The sequence below is a fragment of the Brevibacillus composti genome, assembly GCF_016406105.1.
GTDB lineage: Bacteria > Bacillota > Bacilli > Brevibacillales > Brevibacillaceae > Brevibacillus > Brevibacillus composti.
In genome coordinates, this window is the sequence record NZ_CP066308.1 from 3,387,532 (window position 1) to 3,406,215 (window position 18,684).

12 protein-coding genes and 1 pseudogene are annotated in these 18,684 nt (G+C 58.7%); 3 read left to right on the plus strand and 10 right to left on the minus strand.

What is annotated here, in order from left to right; genetic code table 11:
• Window positions 1–59 precede the first annotated feature (59 nt).
• The 4 genes from JD108_RS17095 to JD108_RS17110 all read right to left on the minus strand — a co-directional run bounded on the left by JD108_RS17095 (window position 60) and on the right by JD108_RS17110 (window position 8,207).
• Window positions 60–4,481 (minus strand): endonuclease/exonuclease/phosphatase family protein, encoded by a 4,422-nt coding sequence (locus JD108_RS17095; protein ID WP_198827198.1) that lies wholly within the window; start codon window positions 4,479–4,481, stop codon window positions 60–62.
• A gap of 257 nt (window positions 4,482–4,738) precedes the next feature.
• A complete protein-coding gene (locus JD108_RS17100; RefSeq protein ID WP_198827199.1) occupies window positions 4,739–5,227 on the minus strand; it encodes a demethoxyubiquinone hydroxylase family protein in 489 nt (162 codons plus the stop codon).
• A gap of 84 nt (window positions 5,228–5,311) precedes the next feature.
• Entirely contained in the window at window positions 5,312–6,697 is a 1,386-nt protein-coding gene (locus JD108_RS17105; RefSeq protein ID WP_407649441.1) for a class II fumarate hydratase, read from the minus strand.
• Between the two features lie 214 nt (window positions 6,698–6,911).
• On the minus strand, window positions 6,912–8,207 hold the full coding sequence (locus JD108_RS17110) for an NCS2 family permease (RefSeq protein WP_198827201.1): 1,296 nt from the start codon (window positions 8,205–8,207) through the stop codon (window positions 6,912–6,914).
• A 139-nt stretch (window positions 8,208–8,346) separates the two neighbouring features.
• Here JD108_RS17110 and JD108_RS17115 point away from each other — a divergent pair, with 139 nt between their 5' ends.
• Entirely contained in the window at window positions 8,347–9,234 is an 888-nt protein-coding gene (locus JD108_RS17115) for a LysR family transcriptional regulator (protein ID WP_198827202.1), read from the plus strand.
• A 240-nt stretch (window positions 9,235–9,474) separates the two neighbouring features.
• Complete coding sequence (locus JD108_RS17120) at window positions 9,475–10,614, plus strand: glycosyltransferase family 4 protein (protein ID WP_198827203.1); 1,140 nt, start codon at window positions 9,475–9,477, stop codon at window positions 10,612–10,614.
• A gap of 94 nt (window positions 10,615–10,708) precedes the next feature.
• On the opposite strand, the gene coaA is transcribed toward JD108_RS17120, so the two are convergent.
• The 6 genes from coaA to JD108_RS17150 all read right to left on the minus strand — a co-directional run bounded on the left by coaA (window position 10,709) and on the right by JD108_RS17150 (window position 17,394).
• Window positions 10,709–11,644: a type I pantothenate kinase gene (gene coaA, locus JD108_RS17125; RefSeq protein ID WP_198827204.1), complete on the minus strand. Its 936-nt coding sequence runs from the start codon at window positions 11,642–11,644 to the stop codon at window positions 10,709–10,711.
• A 159-nt stretch (window positions 11,645–11,803) separates the two neighbouring features.
• Window positions 11,804–12,292: a Dps family protein gene (locus tag JD108_RS17130; protein ID WP_198827205.1), complete on the minus strand. Its 489-nt coding sequence runs from the start codon at window positions 12,290–12,292 to the stop codon at window positions 11,804–11,806.
• A 66-nt stretch (window positions 12,293–12,358) separates the two neighbouring features.
• Window positions 12,359–13,288, minus strand: a complete 930-nt coding sequence (locus JD108_RS17135; RefSeq protein WP_198827206.1) for a S66 peptidase family protein — start codon at window positions 13,286–13,288, stop codon at window positions 12,359–12,361.
• A gap of 28 nt (window positions 13,289–13,316) precedes the next feature.
• Entirely contained in the window at window positions 13,317–15,011 is a 1,695-nt protein-coding gene (locus JD108_RS17140; protein ID WP_228728183.1) for a peptide ABC transporter substrate-binding protein, read from the minus strand.
• 75 nt (window positions 15,012–15,086) lie between these two features.
• Window positions 15,087–15,788 carry a response regulator gene (locus JD108_RS17145; protein ID WP_267459350.1) on the minus strand — a complete coding sequence of 234 codons (702 nt, stop codon included), beginning with the start codon at window positions 15,786–15,788 and terminating at the stop codon, window positions 15,087–15,089.
• 4 nt (window positions 15,789–15,792) lie between these two features.
• Window positions 15,793–17,394, minus strand: a complete 1,602-nt coding sequence (locus tag JD108_RS17150) for an ATP-binding protein (protein ID WP_198827208.1) — start codon at window positions 17,392–17,394, stop codon at window positions 15,793–15,795.
• Window positions 17,395–17,572: 178 nt separating this feature from the next.
• Between JD108_RS17150 and JD108_RS17155 the strand changes: the two are divergent.
• Window positions 17,573–18,627: pseudogene (locus JD108_RS17155) on the plus strand (DctP family TRAP transporter solute-binding subunit).
• The last annotated feature ends 57 nt before the right edge of the window (window positions 18,628–18,684 follow it).

An 18,684-nucleotide genomic window follows, 5' to 3' on the forward strand; every position in this document is an offset into this window, starting at 1 on the left:
GCCCCCCGTCTGTCCGAGACGGGGACGGCCCTCTCTTTTGATGAACACTCCATCTTCGCCTATTTCTTTTTCACAGATACTTGTACCTTGGCGGTCTTTCCGCCGTAAGTAATGGTGATGACCGCCCTGTCTTTCTCCGTCGCTTTGCTGGAGACGCGGATCACGCCGTCCGCGCTGACCGAGAACAGCTCGGGGTGGTCGGATTCATAGGTGATCCCCTCGGCACGGGTCACGTCATGCTTTCCGCCATTGCCCAGATTGGCGGTGACCTCGATTTGGGCCTCCTCGCCCGGCTTCAGCTTGAAGTGGCGGTCTTTGATGATCAAGGCGCGGACAGGGGGCTGCTCTTCCTGCTTCTTCTCCTGGCCCAGTACGATCGGACCTGTCTGGGCTGCGGCAAAGCGGGCGATGCCTTGGGCCACATCTACTTTGATCGGATCGCCTGCTTCATCCTCCAGCGTCCTCCACTTCTTGCCGTCATGCCAGAATACAGTGAGATTCCGTGAATCCGCGTCGCTCACCGGGATGCCGAGCTGCGCTTCGGCTCCCTCGATTTTTTTGACTAGCTCTCCCTCCGCGAGCAGCTTCCAGTCGTAGACGGAGCTGAACGGCTCCAGCTCCCCGGAAACGGCGGGATCATCTGCCGGCTCCAGCGTGATGCCGAGCGCTTCCTCTACGAAGCTGCCGAGCGCTTCCGCCGGCAGGAGCACCCACGCTCCCGCGGCTTCCTCCAGCCGTACCGCCGCTTCGATCTCAGCCAGACGGCTGGTTACCTCTTCGCTGAGCACCGCAGCAGACTCCGCCGTGTGATCCCCCGATGCTTTTACCCGGATAGAGAACAGCGGCTCGTATTCTACCGGGCCGTCTTCGAATGCTTCTGTCAGTGCTTCCAGAACCGAGAGCACCAGCTCCGCATGGGAATCTCCCTCGTCGATGATCGCTCCCCGCGGTACACTCAGGGCGCCGCCCATATCGAGCAATTTTTCAGCTGCGGCTTGCAGCTCTTCTAGCAATTCTGCGGGTCGCTCGTCTTCATCCAGCGGGAGCACCGCTGTTTGCAGAAAAGCCTCCAGAGCCGACAGCGCTTGACCGCTGACATCCTCGCCGGCAAGTCCGGCAGCGCGGATGGCTTCGCTGATGGCCTCCTTCAGAAAATCGGTGGCCAGCGCAGCCAGAGCGGCTTCCGTCACAATCCCATCCTCCGCCTGTTCGGCTGCGGCAGCCAGCACGGTTTCGATGGTATCGGCGATCACGGACCATTTGTCCCATGCAGAGACCTGGTCTGATTCAATCAATGTTTTCAAGCTCGTGAGGATTGCATCAAATTGATGGAGAACTGTCGCTTCGTCAGTGGCTGCACGGATCTTTTCGGCAGCCTTGCGGTTTTGCTCGCGCTGTTTCTCCGGCGTGATTTCACCGGGCCATGGCTCCGTGCCAGCCGACAGCTTGATTTTGGCCACGAGCGGATCATGGTCGCTCACACGTCCGTCCGCTTCCGTAAAGTCCGCGTTGATGTGGACGATATCCAGCTCCGACCGGTCCGCCAGATGGTTGCTTACGAGAATATGATCCAGCGCTTGGGCGTTTCCTTGGTAATTGTAGGTGTACTGCTCACCTGGAGACAGCGTCTCGACCAGATTGGTCAATTCCTCTCCCGCCAGTATGCGCAGCGGGCGCGAGAACTGAAAATCATTCAGGTCGCCCAGCACGATGACATTGGCGTCCGGCTGGGTTTCCGTGATCTCTTGGACAAAATCGTTCACCACCCTGGCAATTTCCACGCGCTGCGGCTCGCTCGCCAGCACCGGCGGCTGTTGTTTGCCGTAGAGGCCGTCATCTCCGCCTTTGGAATTAAAATGGCCTGCGATGACAATCACCGACTCATCGCCAAACAGAAATTCCGCTGCCAGCGGCTTGCGGCTGTCGGTAAAGGCAGGATGAAGCGGGTCGATCCGGCCGGGATTGAGCGAAAGCTGGGCCTTGCCGTCCGTGCTCACGACCCTCACCGGCGTCACCGCATCTCCTGCCGGGCGATCGGCCAGACTCACCCGTGCGGGATTATAGAGGAACCCGACGCGGATATTGCCTCCCGGCTGCCCGCCGTCGCGTTTGTTCTCCGGAGCGATGTCCACGTAGCGGTAGCGCTCCCCGCCTTCGCTGATGATCGCGTCGATCAGCACCTGGGCGGACTGATTGGCATCGGTTACGCCGTTGTCCTGCGGACCGTTATTGTCTTGCATCTCGACGACGGCGACGATGTCAGGCTGCTGCATATGGTGCACGATGGACGCGGCAAGTCCCGATACCTTTTCAGCCGCGGCCCGCGCAGAGAAGTTCTCGATGTTGTAGGTGGCGACAGTCAAGTGATCCTCGTCCCCTGCGATCTCCGTCACTTCCCGCTCAAAGCCGCTGTCGACCACATCCGGCAACGGCGCGGTGTTGTACAGCTTGAAGTTGGTAAAGCTGTAGTCAATGACGCCCACGATCGGCCCGTCAAAGCGGTCGCCTACCTTCACTTCCGGCGCTCCGGCGACGAGGCGGTCACCGACGATGATCCGCTCCGGATTGTAATTGTCTTCTGCGATCGCCACCCCGCCCAGAGGCGTCCTCGCTTTGTCCGGATCTGCCTCGTCGGAGATGATCACAAACTCGACGCTGGGCGGATTCGCAAACGTCCGCGTCCCTCCGACGACACGCGGCTGATTCACCTGCACCAGCATGCCCTCCAGGCTCTCCCAGAAATCAATCCCGTCTTCGCTCGGGTCGAAGAGGGCGAAGCTGTCGTTATCAATCACCTTCGCGGGGTACACGTAGTCTCCTTCGCCGAGAGTCACCGGTTCGGGAAGCGGCAGGTTTCGCGCCTTGACGACAACCCCCGCAGCGTCAATCTCTGTCAGCGTCAGATCGGTTGCTTCCCGGCTTTTCGTGACGTATTCCTTGACCACTCCGCTGACCTCGACGTGATCGCCGGCCCGGACAGGCGCATTGGGCTCGTATACATAGATGCCTTCTGAGGTAAGTGGATCGTCATCGGGAGTGGGGTCCTGCATATAGAATCCCGCCGTGCCCGTTCCGCTGGGCACGACAGCCGTGACGATGCCCTCGACCATTGACACCATGGCATTCTCATAGGGCGAGCGATGTCCCTTTCCCTGAATATCGCGAATGTGCAGCTTATCCGGCTGGCTTCCGCCTTCCCCGATCACATCTTGAGCAAAGCGGGGGACCAGCTTGTATTCATTGAAATCATACGTGACCACCCCGGTCAGCCGCTCATAGGTGGCCCCCGGCTTCAGCAGCGCCGCGTCAAAGGGCTTTGCGAGAAAGCTGCCGTACTGGTCCTGAAGGGTGACATTGCCCCGCGAATCCCGCGTCAGCGCGGTGACATTTTCGATGGTCACCAGCTCCGCTTCGAACGCTTCCCCACGGGCTAGAGAGAAGTCAGCCGAGGTAACCGGCTGCGGAACCGGTGCGCCTGCCTGTTTCTCCGTAATCGCCACATCGCCCGCTTTGGCTGGCTCCAGCTGGGGGAGGCCGTAGTAATCATTCACGCTTCCCGTCGCCTTGATTTTATCCCCGATCTGGACGATGCTTCCGAGTCCGGCGGCCCGCACCAGCATCCCGGCGGTCTCGTCCTGCAGATAGACATTGGTCTTGCCGCCCGCTTCAAAAGCTGCGATGACGATGCCCTCGATCGTGGCCTTGGTTCCGCCCGCCATATTTCGCACTTCGCTGATCGGCCTTGCATCCGGCCATTCCCCGCCTGGCGGCTGCCCGTCGTCTTCTCCGGGCGGTTCTGCCGGGCTCATGCTGTTTTGCGGCTGAGGGTCCATGGCGAGAAAATCGCTCTCGTTGCTGTCGCTGTCCCAGGCGCTCCCCCTTCCAGGCACCACGCTGTCGGCATCGCTCTTTCTGACGATGCTCTTCGCCGCGGACGGAGCAGATGCAGGACCGGCTCCCTCATAGGCATTCGCCGAACCGTAGCCGACAAAATCGACTACATTCTGGTCGGTGACCGGATTTCCGCTCAGAGCTGTCGCATGTTTGACCAGAGCCAGCTTGCCGCGGGTGGCGGAGATATTGGTCCCGCCCGTCGCATCTGCTGCAGGCAGCCCCGCCCCGATTGTCCCGCCGCTTGCCAGCCGGACGAGGTAATAGCCGTGTGCGGGAATGCTGCCGGACAGCCTGGTGACCAGCCAATTTTCCCTGTCGGCCGCGGCGTACTGCACAGACCAGCCGTCTACGCTTGCGGCCTCGCTGCCGGGATTGTACAGCTCTACGTAATCATGCTGATAGACCGCTCCCGCATTGCCGCCAGCGCCGTAGATTTCGCTGATCACGACATGGTCCGCTACGGCGGCATAAGCCTGGGGCACAAGTCCAACCGGCAGCACCGCAGAAAACATCACTGCCGCGGCCAGCCCCAGATTTCGCAAGCTCTTCCGCCAGCCTTGCCTCCGGCTTTTTTGGGTCAACTTCATTTCTTATCCCTCCTTTGGAGTTTGCACTTTCCTCCCTGTATTTCCTGATTTTATAAGACATGTCTAAATGTTATGTGAATGTTACATAAATTTTTGCACACTCCTCCTCTGATCAGCAAAAAACCGCCTAAAGCCATGGAAAGGCTCTAGACGGTTAAGACTGTGGCCCTATCTGTCCTGTCTCTCCCCCCTGTCTTGCGTGACAAGAATGCTTCTCGCCATCTGTTACCAATGGCGGAGCGGGACGAAGGCCGCTTTTATTTATTTTTGGCGTACAGCCAATTGTAGTAGCTGGCATGCTTTAATTCATCGGTCATGATTTCAAAGAGGGTGTCCCGGTACTGCTGCGGGATGTGGCGGTAAATCGTCCGATATCGCTCAAAGGCTTTCAACTCGCCCATCAGCGCTTGCTCGATCCCGGACAGGTAGCTGGCTGGACGCTGAAAAGCCTCCCCTTCCTCCGCCGCGCCCGGACGCTGTCCCGTGAGCTGCGCATACAGCTGCCGGAACAGGCGCCGATGCTTCCGCTCATCATCGCGAATGCTGGTGATGACGTCCTTCTCCTGTTGAGTCGGGGCGACGCTGATCAGGTAATCGTAGAACAGCTCGTCAGATCGCTCGCCGGCGATTCCTTCCCGAATCATCCCGGTCACGACATCCAGGCGATCATCATAGCGGTCCATCGATACAGGCTTGATCGGCGTATACGTGGAATAGCCATAGGGTCCGTACCAATATCCATTCATCGATTCTGACTCCTCCTGCTTTTTCCCTGTCAGGATATGCACCCACCCATCAAATGATGCATGTCTGCAAGAGCACAGCCGGAGTCAGACCATCCTCTCCGGCCGCAGCGCCTGCTCGATCTCCGCCGTCCAAAGCCCGGCCTCCCTGATCACTTGCTCCAGCGTTTTGTCCTCCGAAAAGGCTTGCTTGGCCAGCGCCGCCGCCTTGTCGTATCCGATCAGCGGATTGAGCGCCGTCACCAGGGACAGGCTCGCCGCCATCCACTTGGCGCACTGGGCCTCATTCGCTTCCAGTCCGACCAGACATTTTTCCCTCAGCACATCCAGCATGCTGGACATGATCAAGAGGGACTGCAGCAGATTGTACGCGATGACCGGCATCATCACGTTGATCTCCAGCTGACTGCCGCATCCGGCCAGGGTGATCGTCGCGTCATTGCCGATCACCTGCGCGGCCACCATATACGACATCTCCAGGATGACGGGATTCACTTTTCCCGGCATGATCGACGAGCCCGGCTGGACGGCGGGAAGCTGCACTTCGGCCAGCCCCGTCCGGGGACCGGAGCTGAGGAGCCGCAGGTCGCTCGTGAGCTTAATCACGTGAACGGCCAGCTCTTTTACCGCCGCGTGCACCTCCAGCGCCGCCGACGTGTTCTGCATGAAGGCGAAGCGGTTGCGCGGCGGGACGAAAGGAAGACCGGTGCGGCGGGCGATCTCCTGAATCGCCCGCTCGGCGTACTCCGGATGCGCATTGATCCCGGTGCCGACGGCATTTCCGCCCAGCCCGATTTCATACAGGCGGGCGGAGCTTTGACGGATGCGTTCCGCCGCGCTCGCCAGCGTCTGGGCATAGCCGGAAAATTCCTGTCCCATCCGGATCGGGACGGCATCCTGCAAATGGGTGCGGCCCGCCTTGATGATCGGCATGAACTGCTCTGCCTTGCTCCACAGCACCTGCACGGTTCTGTCGAGGACGGGCAGCAGCACGTGATGCACCAGCTCGGCCCCGGCGATGTTGATTGCGACGTGAATGGTATCGTTCGTGGATTGGGCCATGTTGACATGATCATTGGGATGGACCAGCCCCTGATCGATCTGTCCGCCCAGAAGCTGTGTCGCCCGATTGGCGATCACTTCATTGGCATTCATATTCTGCGAAGTCCCCGCTCCTGCCTGAAAGGCATCGACGACGAACTGATGGTCCCACATCCCGTCGATCACTTCCTCCGCCGCCTGGATGATGGCCCGGGCCTTTTGCTCGTCCAGTTGGCCGGTCACCATATTGGCGTAGGCAGCAGAAGCCTTGATCAACCCTTGCGCCCGGATAAAAGCCCGCTGCAGCCTGAGGCCGCTGATGGGAAAATTCTCGACGGCCCGCTGCGTCTGCGGCCCGTACAGGGCATTGGCCGGAATCCTCACTTCCCCCAGGGTATCTCGTCCGATGCGTACTGCCTGATCGTTCACTATACTTTCCCCCTTCGGTACGTTCGCATTGTCATACAGGACTATTTTTCCCAGCGCTCCCGTTTCCAGTCATCTGCCAGGAGCAGGGGGCGTGGAGAGAGGCTGCTAACGGATCCGGCGGGATGGTCTTTTTGCTGGGCCTTGCGGGCGTGGCAAAAAGCCCCCTCCGGCGCAGCTGTGCGCCAGAGACGGCTCACTCGATCGCGGCAGCCGTCCGTCATGCCAGGATCGGCAATACCATATTGAGCAAAAACAGGCCGGCGACGACATACAGGAGTGCCGGCACTTCCTTTCTCTTTCCGAGCGCGAGCTTCAGCAGCGGGTAGGCGACAAAACCGAAGGCGATGCCGTCTACGATGCTGTACGACAGCGGAATCAGGGCGATAATGAGAAAGGCGGGGAATCCTTCGGTAAAATCCCGCAGGTTGATATTCTGCACATTTTGCAGCATCAATGCCCCGATGATGATCAGGACCGGAGCAATCGCACTGTCCGGGATCATCCTCATCACCGGCAGAAAGAACAGCGACAGCAGAAACAACAGGCCCGCCACGAGCGAGGCAAGTCCTGTCCGGGCCCCGGCCGCGATTCCCGCCGCCGATTCCACGGTGGATACCGTCGGACTGGTGCCGAAGATACCGGACAAAGCCGTCGAAATCGCGGTGGCCTGCAGACTGCGCCGAAATTTTTCCGGCTGCCCCATCATCTCCGTATGTCCGTGCACCAACCCGATATTTTCAAAAACAATCACCATGGTCAGGGAAAACGTAGCCGCCCAAAAAGGCAGGGTCGCCATCTGGCTGAAGGAAAAACCGGCAAACACCTGGCCGTAGGTATCCAGCGAAATCCCGCTCGCTCCCTGACCCGGCTCGATGAGACCCAGCAGCCACGCGAGACCGGTCCCGGCCCCGATCCCGATCAGAAAATGGCCCGGAACGCCGCGGACGAACAGCACCACGGTGACGGCCAGCGCTGCCAGCGTCACCCATACTTCGGGACTGGCCAAATCGCCCAGCGCCAGATAGGTCGTCGGATGGGTAACGACCAGTCCCCCTTTTTGCAGGCCGATAAACGTGAGAAACAGGCCGATTCCGACCGTAATCGCTTCTTTCAGCGAATGCGGGATGGCAGCCGAGAGCAATGCCGCCGCCCGAGTAAACGCCAGGACGGTAAAAATGACGCCGGACAGAAAAACGGTGGCCAGCGCCTCTTGCCATGGCAAGCCCATCGTCTGACACAAGGTATACGTAAACAAGGCATTGATTCCCATCCCCGGCACCAGCAGGATGGGGGCATTGGCCCAAAAAGCCATTAGCAGCGATCCCGCAAAGGCAGTCAGGACCGTCGCCAAAATCCCCGCTTCCAGAGGGATGCCGGCATCCTCCAGAATCGAAGCGTTCACCGCGACAATGTAGACAATCGTAATAAAGCCGATCATTCCGGCAATAACTTCTCTTTTTACAGTGGTTTCTCCAGCACGAAGCTGAAAGAGCCTCTCCAGCAAACTGCGCACGCATCTGTCCCTTCTTTCTCTCCTATCTATCTCTTGATTTTGACAACGAGACTTATGCTATCATAGGTTTATCAATATAAAAAATATTTGTTTTATCTAAAAATCATATCGTTTCCCTATGAAAGAGAGGAATACCTGCGTGGATATCAGGCAACTTCGTTATTTTATCGCCATCGCAGAGGAAGGCCAGATTACAGGAGCCGCCCGCCGATTGCGCATGGCACAGCCTCCGCTCAGCCAGCAGTTGAAGCAGATGGAGGAAGAGCTGGGAGTAGAACTGGTGGAGCGGGTGGGCAAAAAAATTGCGCTCACGCAAGCCGGCCAGACCTTGTACAAACAAGCCCTCAATATCGTACACCAGATGGAGGAAGCGCTAGCCGAAGTAAAAGAGACGGGGGATGGCGTGCGCGGGACGCTCTCGATCGGGGTCAGCGCGCTCTCTTCGTACCGGCTGCCGGACCATATCCGTCAGTTCCAGTCGCGCTATCCCCTGATCACGTACAAAGTGTGGAAAGGAGACACCCAGCTCCTCAGCCAATGGCTGGATCAGCGCACCATCGAAGTCGCCGTCGTCCGCCTTCCCCACTCGCTGACCAACTGCACCACCATCCCGCTTTTGGAGGAGCGCTTTGTCCTGATCGTCCCTGCCGCGTCGCCGCTGTTCGGCCAGTCCAGCATCCCGATGCAGGAGATCGCCCGCCACCCTCTTATCATGCCCAGCACGCCCGGTCTTGGCATCTATGAACTTTTGAACAAAGAGTTCGCCCGGCTCGGCGTCACGCCGAACGTCATCTGCGAGTGCCCGGACCTGCCGCTGATCGTCAGCATGGTGAGAGCCGGGGTGGCTGCCGCGATCGTCCCCCGTTCAGCATGGGAGACACAGCCGCAGGCAAACATCGGCTGCCTCGACATCACCGGCACCTCCATCAGCTCCTCCTCCGCCATCGTCTGGCAGACAGAGCGCCACCTCTCCAAAGCCGCCCTCCGCTTTATTGACATGTTCGCCTTGGGAGAAATCGAGCACTGATTGGTGAGGCGTGTGCAGCCTCCGAGTTCGGGACAGACGACCGAAGAGGCCTCTGGAGGCTCCATTCCGAGTGGGAAATGGACGGGTTCCTCGGTAGCTCCGCTCCGGAAGTGAAGAGAGAGAAGGGCGGCCAGCCATCCGCCGCGCCTCTTGCGGAGCGGAGGGAACAGCCGCCTATAGAATCGCGAAAGCCCTGCGCATAGAATGTCACGATTGACTGGACGGAAAGGAGGTGAATGCATGCGAATACTGGTCATCGCACCAGAGCAGCTCCCCGTCCCCCCGATCAAAGGGGGCTCGGTCGAGTCCGCGATCTACAACATCTTTCGGCGCATGGCAGAGACGGATAAAGTCGTCCTGATCAGCCGCTCCCACAGCCGTTTGCCGCGTACCAGCAGCTCGCTGGGAGGCAATCTGAAATTCATCCGGATCTCTACCGGCAACAGGGCGGCTTATATTCACAAAGCGATGCAGAGCGTCTCCGGCCAGCATTTCGATGTCATCCAGATTGAAAATCGCCCCACCTTTGTCCCCATCGTTCGCCGCTATTTTCCGCACACCCCCATCCTGCTGTCGCTTCATTCCTTGACCTTCATGTCATTCCTGTCACGCGAGAGAGCCCATTCCATTTTGCGTCAGGTCAACGGGGTCACCTCCGTCGTCTCCTTTGTGACCCACACCATGAAAAGGCGCTATCCCCGGTACGCCCATAAATTTCGGACAGCTACCCTCGGCTGCGACACGGCCAAATTTCGGCCCCGCTCCCCGTCCGAAAAGCAGCAGATCCGCAGAAGATGGGGGGTGGCAGGTTCGTTCAACGTGCTGTTTGTCGGCCGAATCATCTATAAAAAAGGGCTGCACACCATCGTCCGCGCCGTGGCCCTGCTGAGAAAGAAGCATACGCGCATGCGAATCGTCGCAGTCGGCTCCTCCTGGCCGGGAGTGAGACGGCAGACGCCGTACATGCGCCACGTCCGCAGCCTGGCCTCCCGTCTGCGCGTCCCGATCCGCTTTACCGGCTACATCCCGCCCGCCCATGTCCACCGTATGTACCATCTCGGCGATGTCTTTGTCTGTCCGACCCAGTTCCGGGAAGGTTTCGCCACCGTCAATTCGGAAGCGATGGCATCCGGCATCCCGCTGGTAGCCTCCAGCCGGGGAGGGGTTCGCAATGTAGTCACGCATGGCAGAAGCGGTCTGCTCGTCCATGCCTATACAAGCCCCGCTGCCTTTGCGCGCGCCATCGGCAAAATCATGGCTTCCCCCGAGCTGAGAAGGCGGCTGGCTCACGGCGGAAGACAGGGAATCGTCTCCTCTTTCAGCTGGCACCGCACTGTACATCAGTTAAAAAGGCAGTATCGACAGATTGGTTCTCGATAGATGCCCCATGTATCCGTGTCCATGGCCATAAAAAAAGAGGCCGCCCCTCCGTCTGCAAATCAGACGTTTGGGACAGCCCCTTCTCCTATTTCCCTTATAATTTTCGCAAGCGAACAGTCTGAATCATATGATCCTCGCCCTTTTCCAGGATGAGGCGGGCTCGTCCACGCGTCGGCAGGATATTATTGCGCAGATTGATCCCGTTAATCTCGTTCCAGATGCCGGTCGCCACCTCGATGGCTTCTTCATCCGACAGGCTGGCGTAGCGCCGGAAATAGGAAGCCGGATTGGAGAAGGCCGTCTGGCGCAGCAGCTTGAAGCGGTCGATATACCACTTTTTGATCGCTTCCTCGTCGGCATCCACGTAGATGGAAAAGTCAAAGAAATCAGAGACGAACACTTCCGACAGCCGCCGCTGCTTCTCATCCACCGGAGTCTGCAGGACATTGAGGCCCTCGACGATCAGGATGTCCGGCTCGCGCACCAGCTGCCATTCATCCGGGACGATGTCGTAGACCAGGTGGGAATAGACGGGGGCGGCCACTTCCGGGACCCCTGACTTTACATCGCATAAAAAGGAGATCAGCCGCCCGGTGTTGTAGCTTTCCGGAAAGCCCTTGCGCTTCATCAAGCCGCGCTCTTCCAGTACGCGGTTGGGATAGAGAAAACCGTCCGTCGTAATCAGATCCACTTTGGGATGATTCGGCCAACGGGATAAAAGCGTTTGCAAAATACGGGCTGTTGTGCTCTTGCCGACGGCGACGCTGCCGGCAATCCCGATAATAAAGGGCACCTTCTTTTCCAGATTGCCCAAAAATGTATGTGTGGCCTGATACAGCTCCTGCGTGGCGCCTACATGCAGATTAAGCAGCCGGGAAAGCGGGAGATAGATATCAGCCACTTCCGAGAGGGAGAGCCTTTCATTCAATCCCTGCAAGTACGCCAGTTCTTCATCGGAAATGGTGAGCGGTGTGGAAGCCCGCAGTCCTCTCCACTGCTCCCTACTGAAGGTAACATAAGGTGATGCCATCGGAACCGTACATCCTTTCCTCGGTCGAATCCTCTCTTCCGGTAATCCCCCCATAGTGTAACACCTGCATTTGCTCTTGCAAACAATTTTGATGCAAAAAACCCGTCGCCGGTGTTTTCGGCATACGGGTTTTTTCGCGTCTTTTTTGCGGGGATACTGCTAGCGGGAGCCAGCCATAACCGGCGTGCGGCGCGGCGGTTCCACGGCCTCTTTGCCCAAAAAAGCCTGCAGCATCCAGACGTGCTTTTGCAGACTGCCGCTGATTCCGACGAACATGTCCAGGGTCGGCTGGTCATTTTCCTTTTCCGCAACCGCCATGCCTTCCTCCAGTTCCCGGATCAGCGTCTGAAAATCCGCGACAATCGCTTCAACAGTAGCCTCTGCCGACTCGCCTCCGGATGCTTCCCGCAGGCTGGCCGTCTCCAGACAGGCTTTCATCGTAGATACAGGCTTGCCGCCGATGGCCAGCAGCCTCTCTGCCAGTTCGTCCACATAGCGGGCCGCTTCGTTGTAGAATTCCTCATACTTGGCATGCAGCGTAAAAAAGTGCGGCCCGTTCACGAACCAGTGATAGTGGTGCAGCTTTTTGTACAGAACGGACCAGTTGGCGATCTGCTTGTTGAGCACGGCGTGCAAAGAACTGCTCATCAGTCTTTCATCCTTTCCGGATTGGTAAGTGAGATCGCTAGTTATTGTCCCGCTATGGACTGGCAATTATTCGACGAGGCTTTCCTCGATCACCAGCCTGCCTGCTTCCGCATCGAGGCGGGCATGCACGCCAAACGGCAGGGCGAGGTGGGTGGAACCATGGCCGGCCTGAACATTCCAGATCGTCGGCTTACGGTAGGGCAGGACGATCTGGGTTACTACCTCGAGCACGGAAAAGCTGTCCCGTTTTTTCGGAATGCAGTTTTCCCAGGTGCCAAAAATGATGCCGGCACAGTCGTCAAAGGCGCCCGCGAGAGCCAGCTGCGTCAGCATGCGATCAACGCGGTACGGTTCCTCGTCCACATCCTCCAGGAACAGCAGCTTCCCCCTGGTATCGAGCTGATAGGGAGTGCCGGCCAGCGCGGCGACGAGCGAGAGATTGCCCCCGATGATGGGACCTGCGGCCGATCCATCCATCAAGCAGAGGATCTCCTCCCCGTGCGGATTGCGAATCTCCCCCAGAGGCTCCGCACTGGTCATCGCGTGAAACAGCCAGTCCCGCGACGGCTGGTCCAAGTCTCCGGCGAGATCGGAAGAAGCCATCGGTCCATGCAATGTCGCAAGGCCAGCCTCCTGCTGAAGAACGGCATGCAAAGCCGTAATGTCGCTGTAGCCGATCAACAGCTTGGGATGGGCGGCGATGCACGCGTAGTCGAGCAGCTCCAAAAGCTGCGGCGTGCCGTACCCGCCGCGCAGGCACATGATGGCATCCACCTTTGGATCGGCAAACATGCGGTTGATCTCCGCCGCCCTGATCTCCGCCGGCGCGCTCAAATAGCCTCCAAAGCTCTGCGTGCAGGTCTCGCCCACCTGGACGCGAAATCCCCACGCTTCCAAACAGGCCACTGCCCGCGGCAAAACCTCCGGCGGACACGGGCTGGCCGGAGCAGTCAGACCGATGGTATCTCCGGGGCGAATCGCCTTTCCTTTGTTCATCTTCACCCTTCTCCTCTCCCCTGGTAGGTTATTCCTGCGAAAAATCTCTTCTCTCCTCGATATACGCCCATTTCCAGTCAATCTTGCTGAGCGGATCGATGCGGACTCCTTTTACTTTCTCATGCTGCACCCATGCATGGACATCGCTGAACAGGCCTGTGAGCGGCATCTCTTCCATCAGCAGTGTCTCCGCTTGCAGCAACAGCTTCTTGCGCCGAACTTCGTCCGTCTCCCGGTGCGCTTTGCGGATCAACTCCGCATAGGCCGGATGATGCCAGCGGGTAATATTGCTGGCACTGTACTTATCCACGTACTTTTCCAGAAAATTGACGGGATCGAGGTAGTCGGCTGTCCAGCCGGAACGGGTGATCGAGAACTTCCCCTGTACCTGATCGTCCAGGATAACCTTTGTCTCTTTGTTTACCAGTTTGACCTGTACGCCCAGCTCTTTTTTCCAGGCGGCCTGGAGCGCTTCCGCGATCGCTTTGTTGCGGTCCGACGTATTGTACAGATAGGTGATCTCCGGCAGCTCGTCCAGCCCCAGTTCCTTCATCCCTTCGGCGAGAAGCCTGCGGGCCAGATCGGGCTGGCAGTCGGCGAAAAATCCCTCCGGCTTGAGCGAGGCTGCGAGGGGCGTGATTCCCATCAGCGGCGTCTGGCCGGCCTGCCCGATGTTCTCCGCAATCTCCTGCCGATTGATCGCATAGGCAAAGGCTTTTCGCACTTTGGGATGGGTAAACGGAGGCCGCTCCGCATTGAAACGGAGGTAATACGACGTCGCCTTCGGCTCGGTTTTCAGCTTGCCCTCCCGCTTGAGCGGATCGATGGCATCCGTGGGCAAGCTGCTGATCGGCCCGCCCGCCCAGTCCAAATCGCCGTTTTCAAACAGCGCCAGCTCCGTGTTGGCATCCGCGATCATCGAGAATTCGATCCGCTCCAGCCGGACGGCTTCCTTTTCCCAGTAGCTGTCGTTTTTGACCAGGATCAGCTTGTTTTTATGCTCCCAGACGTGCAGCGTAAAGGGACCGTTGCCGACCAGCGTCTGCGGTTTTCTGGCCCAATCGGGATTGGCGGCTGCCACCTTTTTCGGAATCGGCATCCAGCCGGAGACAAGCGTCGGGAAGTACGGCATGGGGTACTCCAAAGTGACGGTAAGCGTCCGGTCATCCAGTGCGCGGACGCCGACATCCCCCTTGCCCGCTTTTCCCGCGTGAAAAGCCCTGGCGTTTTTCAGCGCGAAATACTGGTAAGCTGCCGGCGAGCCCGTCTGGGGATCCAAGGCGTGCTTCCAGGCGAATTCGAAGTCGTGGGCTGTCACCGGATCGCCGTTGCTCCACCGGGAGTCCCTCAATCGAAAGGTATACGTCGTCCGATCGGCCGATACCTTCATCTCCGATGCCACCGAGGCGATCGGCTTGCCTGCTTCATCCAGCCTCGTCAGGCCGTCAAAGAGGGCGCGAATCACCGCGCCGGAGACCGTATCCTCGGCGAAGACCGGGTCCAGCGTCGCCGGCTCCTCTATGTTCAAGCGGAGAATCTGGGACGTCTCATCCTGAACTCCAGATCCGGCCCGTACGGCAGATTCCGCTCGCATGACGGGCTCTGCGCGGACAGCGGATTCGAACCGGCCGGCCAATGCTGCACCGTCGCCGCTCGCCGCTCCCGTCAGAGGCGCCGAGCACAAGAAAACCATACTGAGCAGATGGGGGACATAGCGCTTCACATCTACTACCTCCTGCTGTCTACTCCCGCCCCGGCACGAGGCGATGCAGGTGTATTGTCTCCCGTCCGCCCTATCTCATGTAACGAGCAGCGCGTAGCGATTCGTCGGGCGGCCGACGCCTCCGTAGGCGACATCCCGTTTGACGCGTCCCGTCTTCTCCAGATGCTCCAAATAGCGCCTGGCCGTGACCCGCGCGATGCCTACCCTCTCCGCCACCTCCTCCGCCGAGAGCGGCAAGGTGGCACTATGCAGCTGTCCGATGATCTGCTCCAGCGTAATCAGATGCAGTCCTTTGGGAAGAGTCTCCTCCCTCAACGGAGCGAAGCCGTGGGACCATGACCCGCCGAAGCCTCGCTCTTCGAGGGGGCTGCCTTCCATGCTGGTGCGAAACAGCAGCCGGTCCACTTCCTCCTGGGAGGCGACTCCCTCCGCATCCAATCCGGAGCGATAGGCCCGGTAGCTCTCCAGCGACTGTCTGATCCGCTCAAAGGTAAACGGCTTAATGATGTAGTCTACGACACCGCTTCTCAGCATGGTCTGGATTGTCCGCTTATCCTTTGCCGCCGTGATCGCGATGACGTCGACGGCCAGCCCCTGGGCACGCAGCTCTTTTAGCGTCTGAATGCCGTCCTGCATTGGCATGAACACATCCATGATGACCAGATCGGGGTGCAGCTCGCGGACCATGCGGATCCCTTCGATTCCGTTCACCGCGACACCCGCCACCTGAAAGGAAGGGACGCGTTCGATGAACCGCCTGTTCACCTCCTGCACCATCGGATCATCCTCTATGACGACCACTCGCAGCGAATCTCGCTTGTTCACCGGCCTCTGCCTCCTTCATCGGAAATGTAATCACGATGCTCGTCCCATGCCCGGGCTGCGATTGACAGCTCAGCTCTCCCCGTCCCTTTTTCACCAGCTGATCGACCAGGTAGAGCCCGATGCCGCGATGCTCCGTCTTTTTGGTGGAAAAGCCCCGCTCCAGCATCCGCTGCTGCACCTCGGGCTCCATGCCATCGCCGTTGTCCTCCACCATCAGCGAGCAGGTCTCTTCGTCCTGGGCGATGCTGATCGAGACTTCTTTGTCGGGCTGGCTGCTGCTCTCCAGCGCATCGAAGGCATTTTCGATCAAATTGCCCAGAATCAGCACAAAATGATGCTGGTCCAGATGGGGAGGAAAACGCTCCAGATGACTTCTCCTGTCGATCACGACGCGAATTCCCAGCTCTTTGCCCCGGCTGACTTTGCCCATCAACAGCCCGGACACGCTGTCGCTTTCGATCCGCGCACTCAAGAAGGAGGTCAGCTCCTCCTGCTGGACGCGAATGTCAAACACGTACTCCAGCGCCTTTTCCTGCTGGTTCAGCTGCAGCAGGCCGGCAATCGTATGGAGCTTGTTCATGTGTTCGTGATTTTGAACCCTTAGTGCCTCGACGAATGCTTTGACCCCGGTCAGCTCTTCCGCCATCCGGGCCACTTCCGTCCGGTCCTGAAAAATCGCGATGGCTCCCACCACCTTTTCGTCCACTTTGATCATGAAGCGGTTGGACCAGAGCAGGGTATTGCCCACACGCAGCTCGTGATCGTAGAAATTCTGCCTTTTTTCCAATACCTCCGGCAGAGCGGTATCCCGGATCACCTCGCGTATCGGCCTGCCCAGCACGTCTCCCTCAATGTGAAAAATCTGCTTGGCCCGGTCGTTGAAGATCGTGATCCGCTCCTGCAGATCGATGGCGATGACTCCCTCGCGCATGCCGTGAAAAGTGGCGGTCCGCTCTACCAGCATGCGGGCGATTTCCTCCGGCTCCATATTGAGCATCTGCCTCTTCATATGGCGGGCCAAGAGATAGGAGCCCCACATGCCAAAAAAGAGCGAGAGGAGAAAGGTGATGACGATATTCTCCCGCTGGTTGCTGACGATCTCCCAGAGGCCGGGCAGCACGTGGCCCACCATGACGACGCCCACCTGCTCATGCTCCTCGTCCATCAGGGGAACATAGGCCCGCAGCGCCGTTCCCATCTCCCCCCGCACCTTTTGCAGGTAGCTGTGCTCGGCAAAAGCCGCTTCCGCATGCCTGTCGCGAAAGACCGTGCCGATGCGCTCGTCCAGCGGGTCTGCATAGCGAACCCTGTCCATATTCATCACCACGATATAGGTGACATCATTGACGATGCGGATCCTGCGCACGACAGGGGCAATCACCTTCCAGCCGTCCGGCTCCTGGATGCTTTTCTGGATCGCGGAGATTTCGGCTACGGTCCGCGCTGTGGTCATCAGGCGCAGCTCCAGATCATCCTCGGTGATGCGGATGATGCTGCCCAAGAGGATGATGCCGCCGATCAACAGCGAGAACAGGACGATTCCGACGGACAGGAGCATGATTTTCCCTTGGATTTTCAGTTTCGTGATCAGTGCGGCTCTTCCTTTCCCGCGAGTGTTTCAATCTATCCCTTATTCTACCAAAAAGGGGCTGAAATTTTTATACTATTCCGACGAATGAATCTGCTATGATAGGAGTGATGCCAGGAAACAGCTGGAAAAAGCGAGGGATTCGCAGGTGTCTGTCAACCAATCATTTCTCAGCATCACCTTGATCGTCATTCTGGGCTTTTTGAGCGCGATCCTGATCGGTTTTCGAGCCGACCTGCCTTTTGCTCCGCTGGAATACGACGAGGAGCAGGAGGGATTGCAGGAGCGCCTGATCATTAAATTCAGCCACGTCGTCGCGGAGAATACGCCGAAAGGGCTGGCCGTCGAACGCTTTTCCCGGCTGGTCAAAGAGAAGTCAAACGGCCGCATCGAGGTGCAGGTCTTTCCCAACGGCATCCTCTATTCGGACAAGACGGAATATGCCGCATTGAGAAGGGGCGACATCCAGATGATTGCCCCGGCCTTTTCCAATCTGGCGGACCAGATACCCGAGTGGGCCGTCCTCGATCTGCCCTTTGTCTTTCGGAGCCACGCCGAAGCGGAGGAGGCGTTTCAGGGGGAGATGGGGCGGCTTTTGTTCCAATGCCTGGAGCCGCTCGATATGAAAGGGCTGGCTTTCTGGAACAACGGGTTCAAGCAGATGACCAGCAATCGGCCGATCCGCACCCCGGAGGATTTTGCCGGACAGCGCTTCCGGATCATCCAGAGCAAGGTGCTGGAAGCCCAGTTTCAGGCGCTGGGAGCCAAAGGCTACGGCGCTTCCTTCACCGATGTCTATCAGAAGCTGGCCAGTGGCCAGGTGGACGGGCAAGAGAACACCATCTCCAACATCTACACTGCAAGCTGTATCAGGTGCAGCGATACCTGACCTTGAGCAACCACGGCTACCTCGGCTACGCCGTGATTATGAACAAACGCTTTTGGGACCAGCTCTCCCCCGAGACCCAGGCGATCATCAGCGACGCTTTGGCGGAGACGACCGCCTACAGCAACCAGCTGGCCCTCTCCATCAACGAGCAGCAATGGCAGCAGCTGCAGAAAACGTCGCTGGAGATCCATGTGCTATCCCCCGAGGAGCTGGCCGTCTGGCAGGAAGCGCTGCAGCCGGTGTACGACATGTTTACGCCGGTGATCGGCCAAAGGATCATGGAGGAGCTGGAAAAGCTGCATGCGCCGCGATAAGGGGATACCGGACAAAAAAAAGAACGCCGGGAAGCGTTCGGGGGTTCACACCAAAGC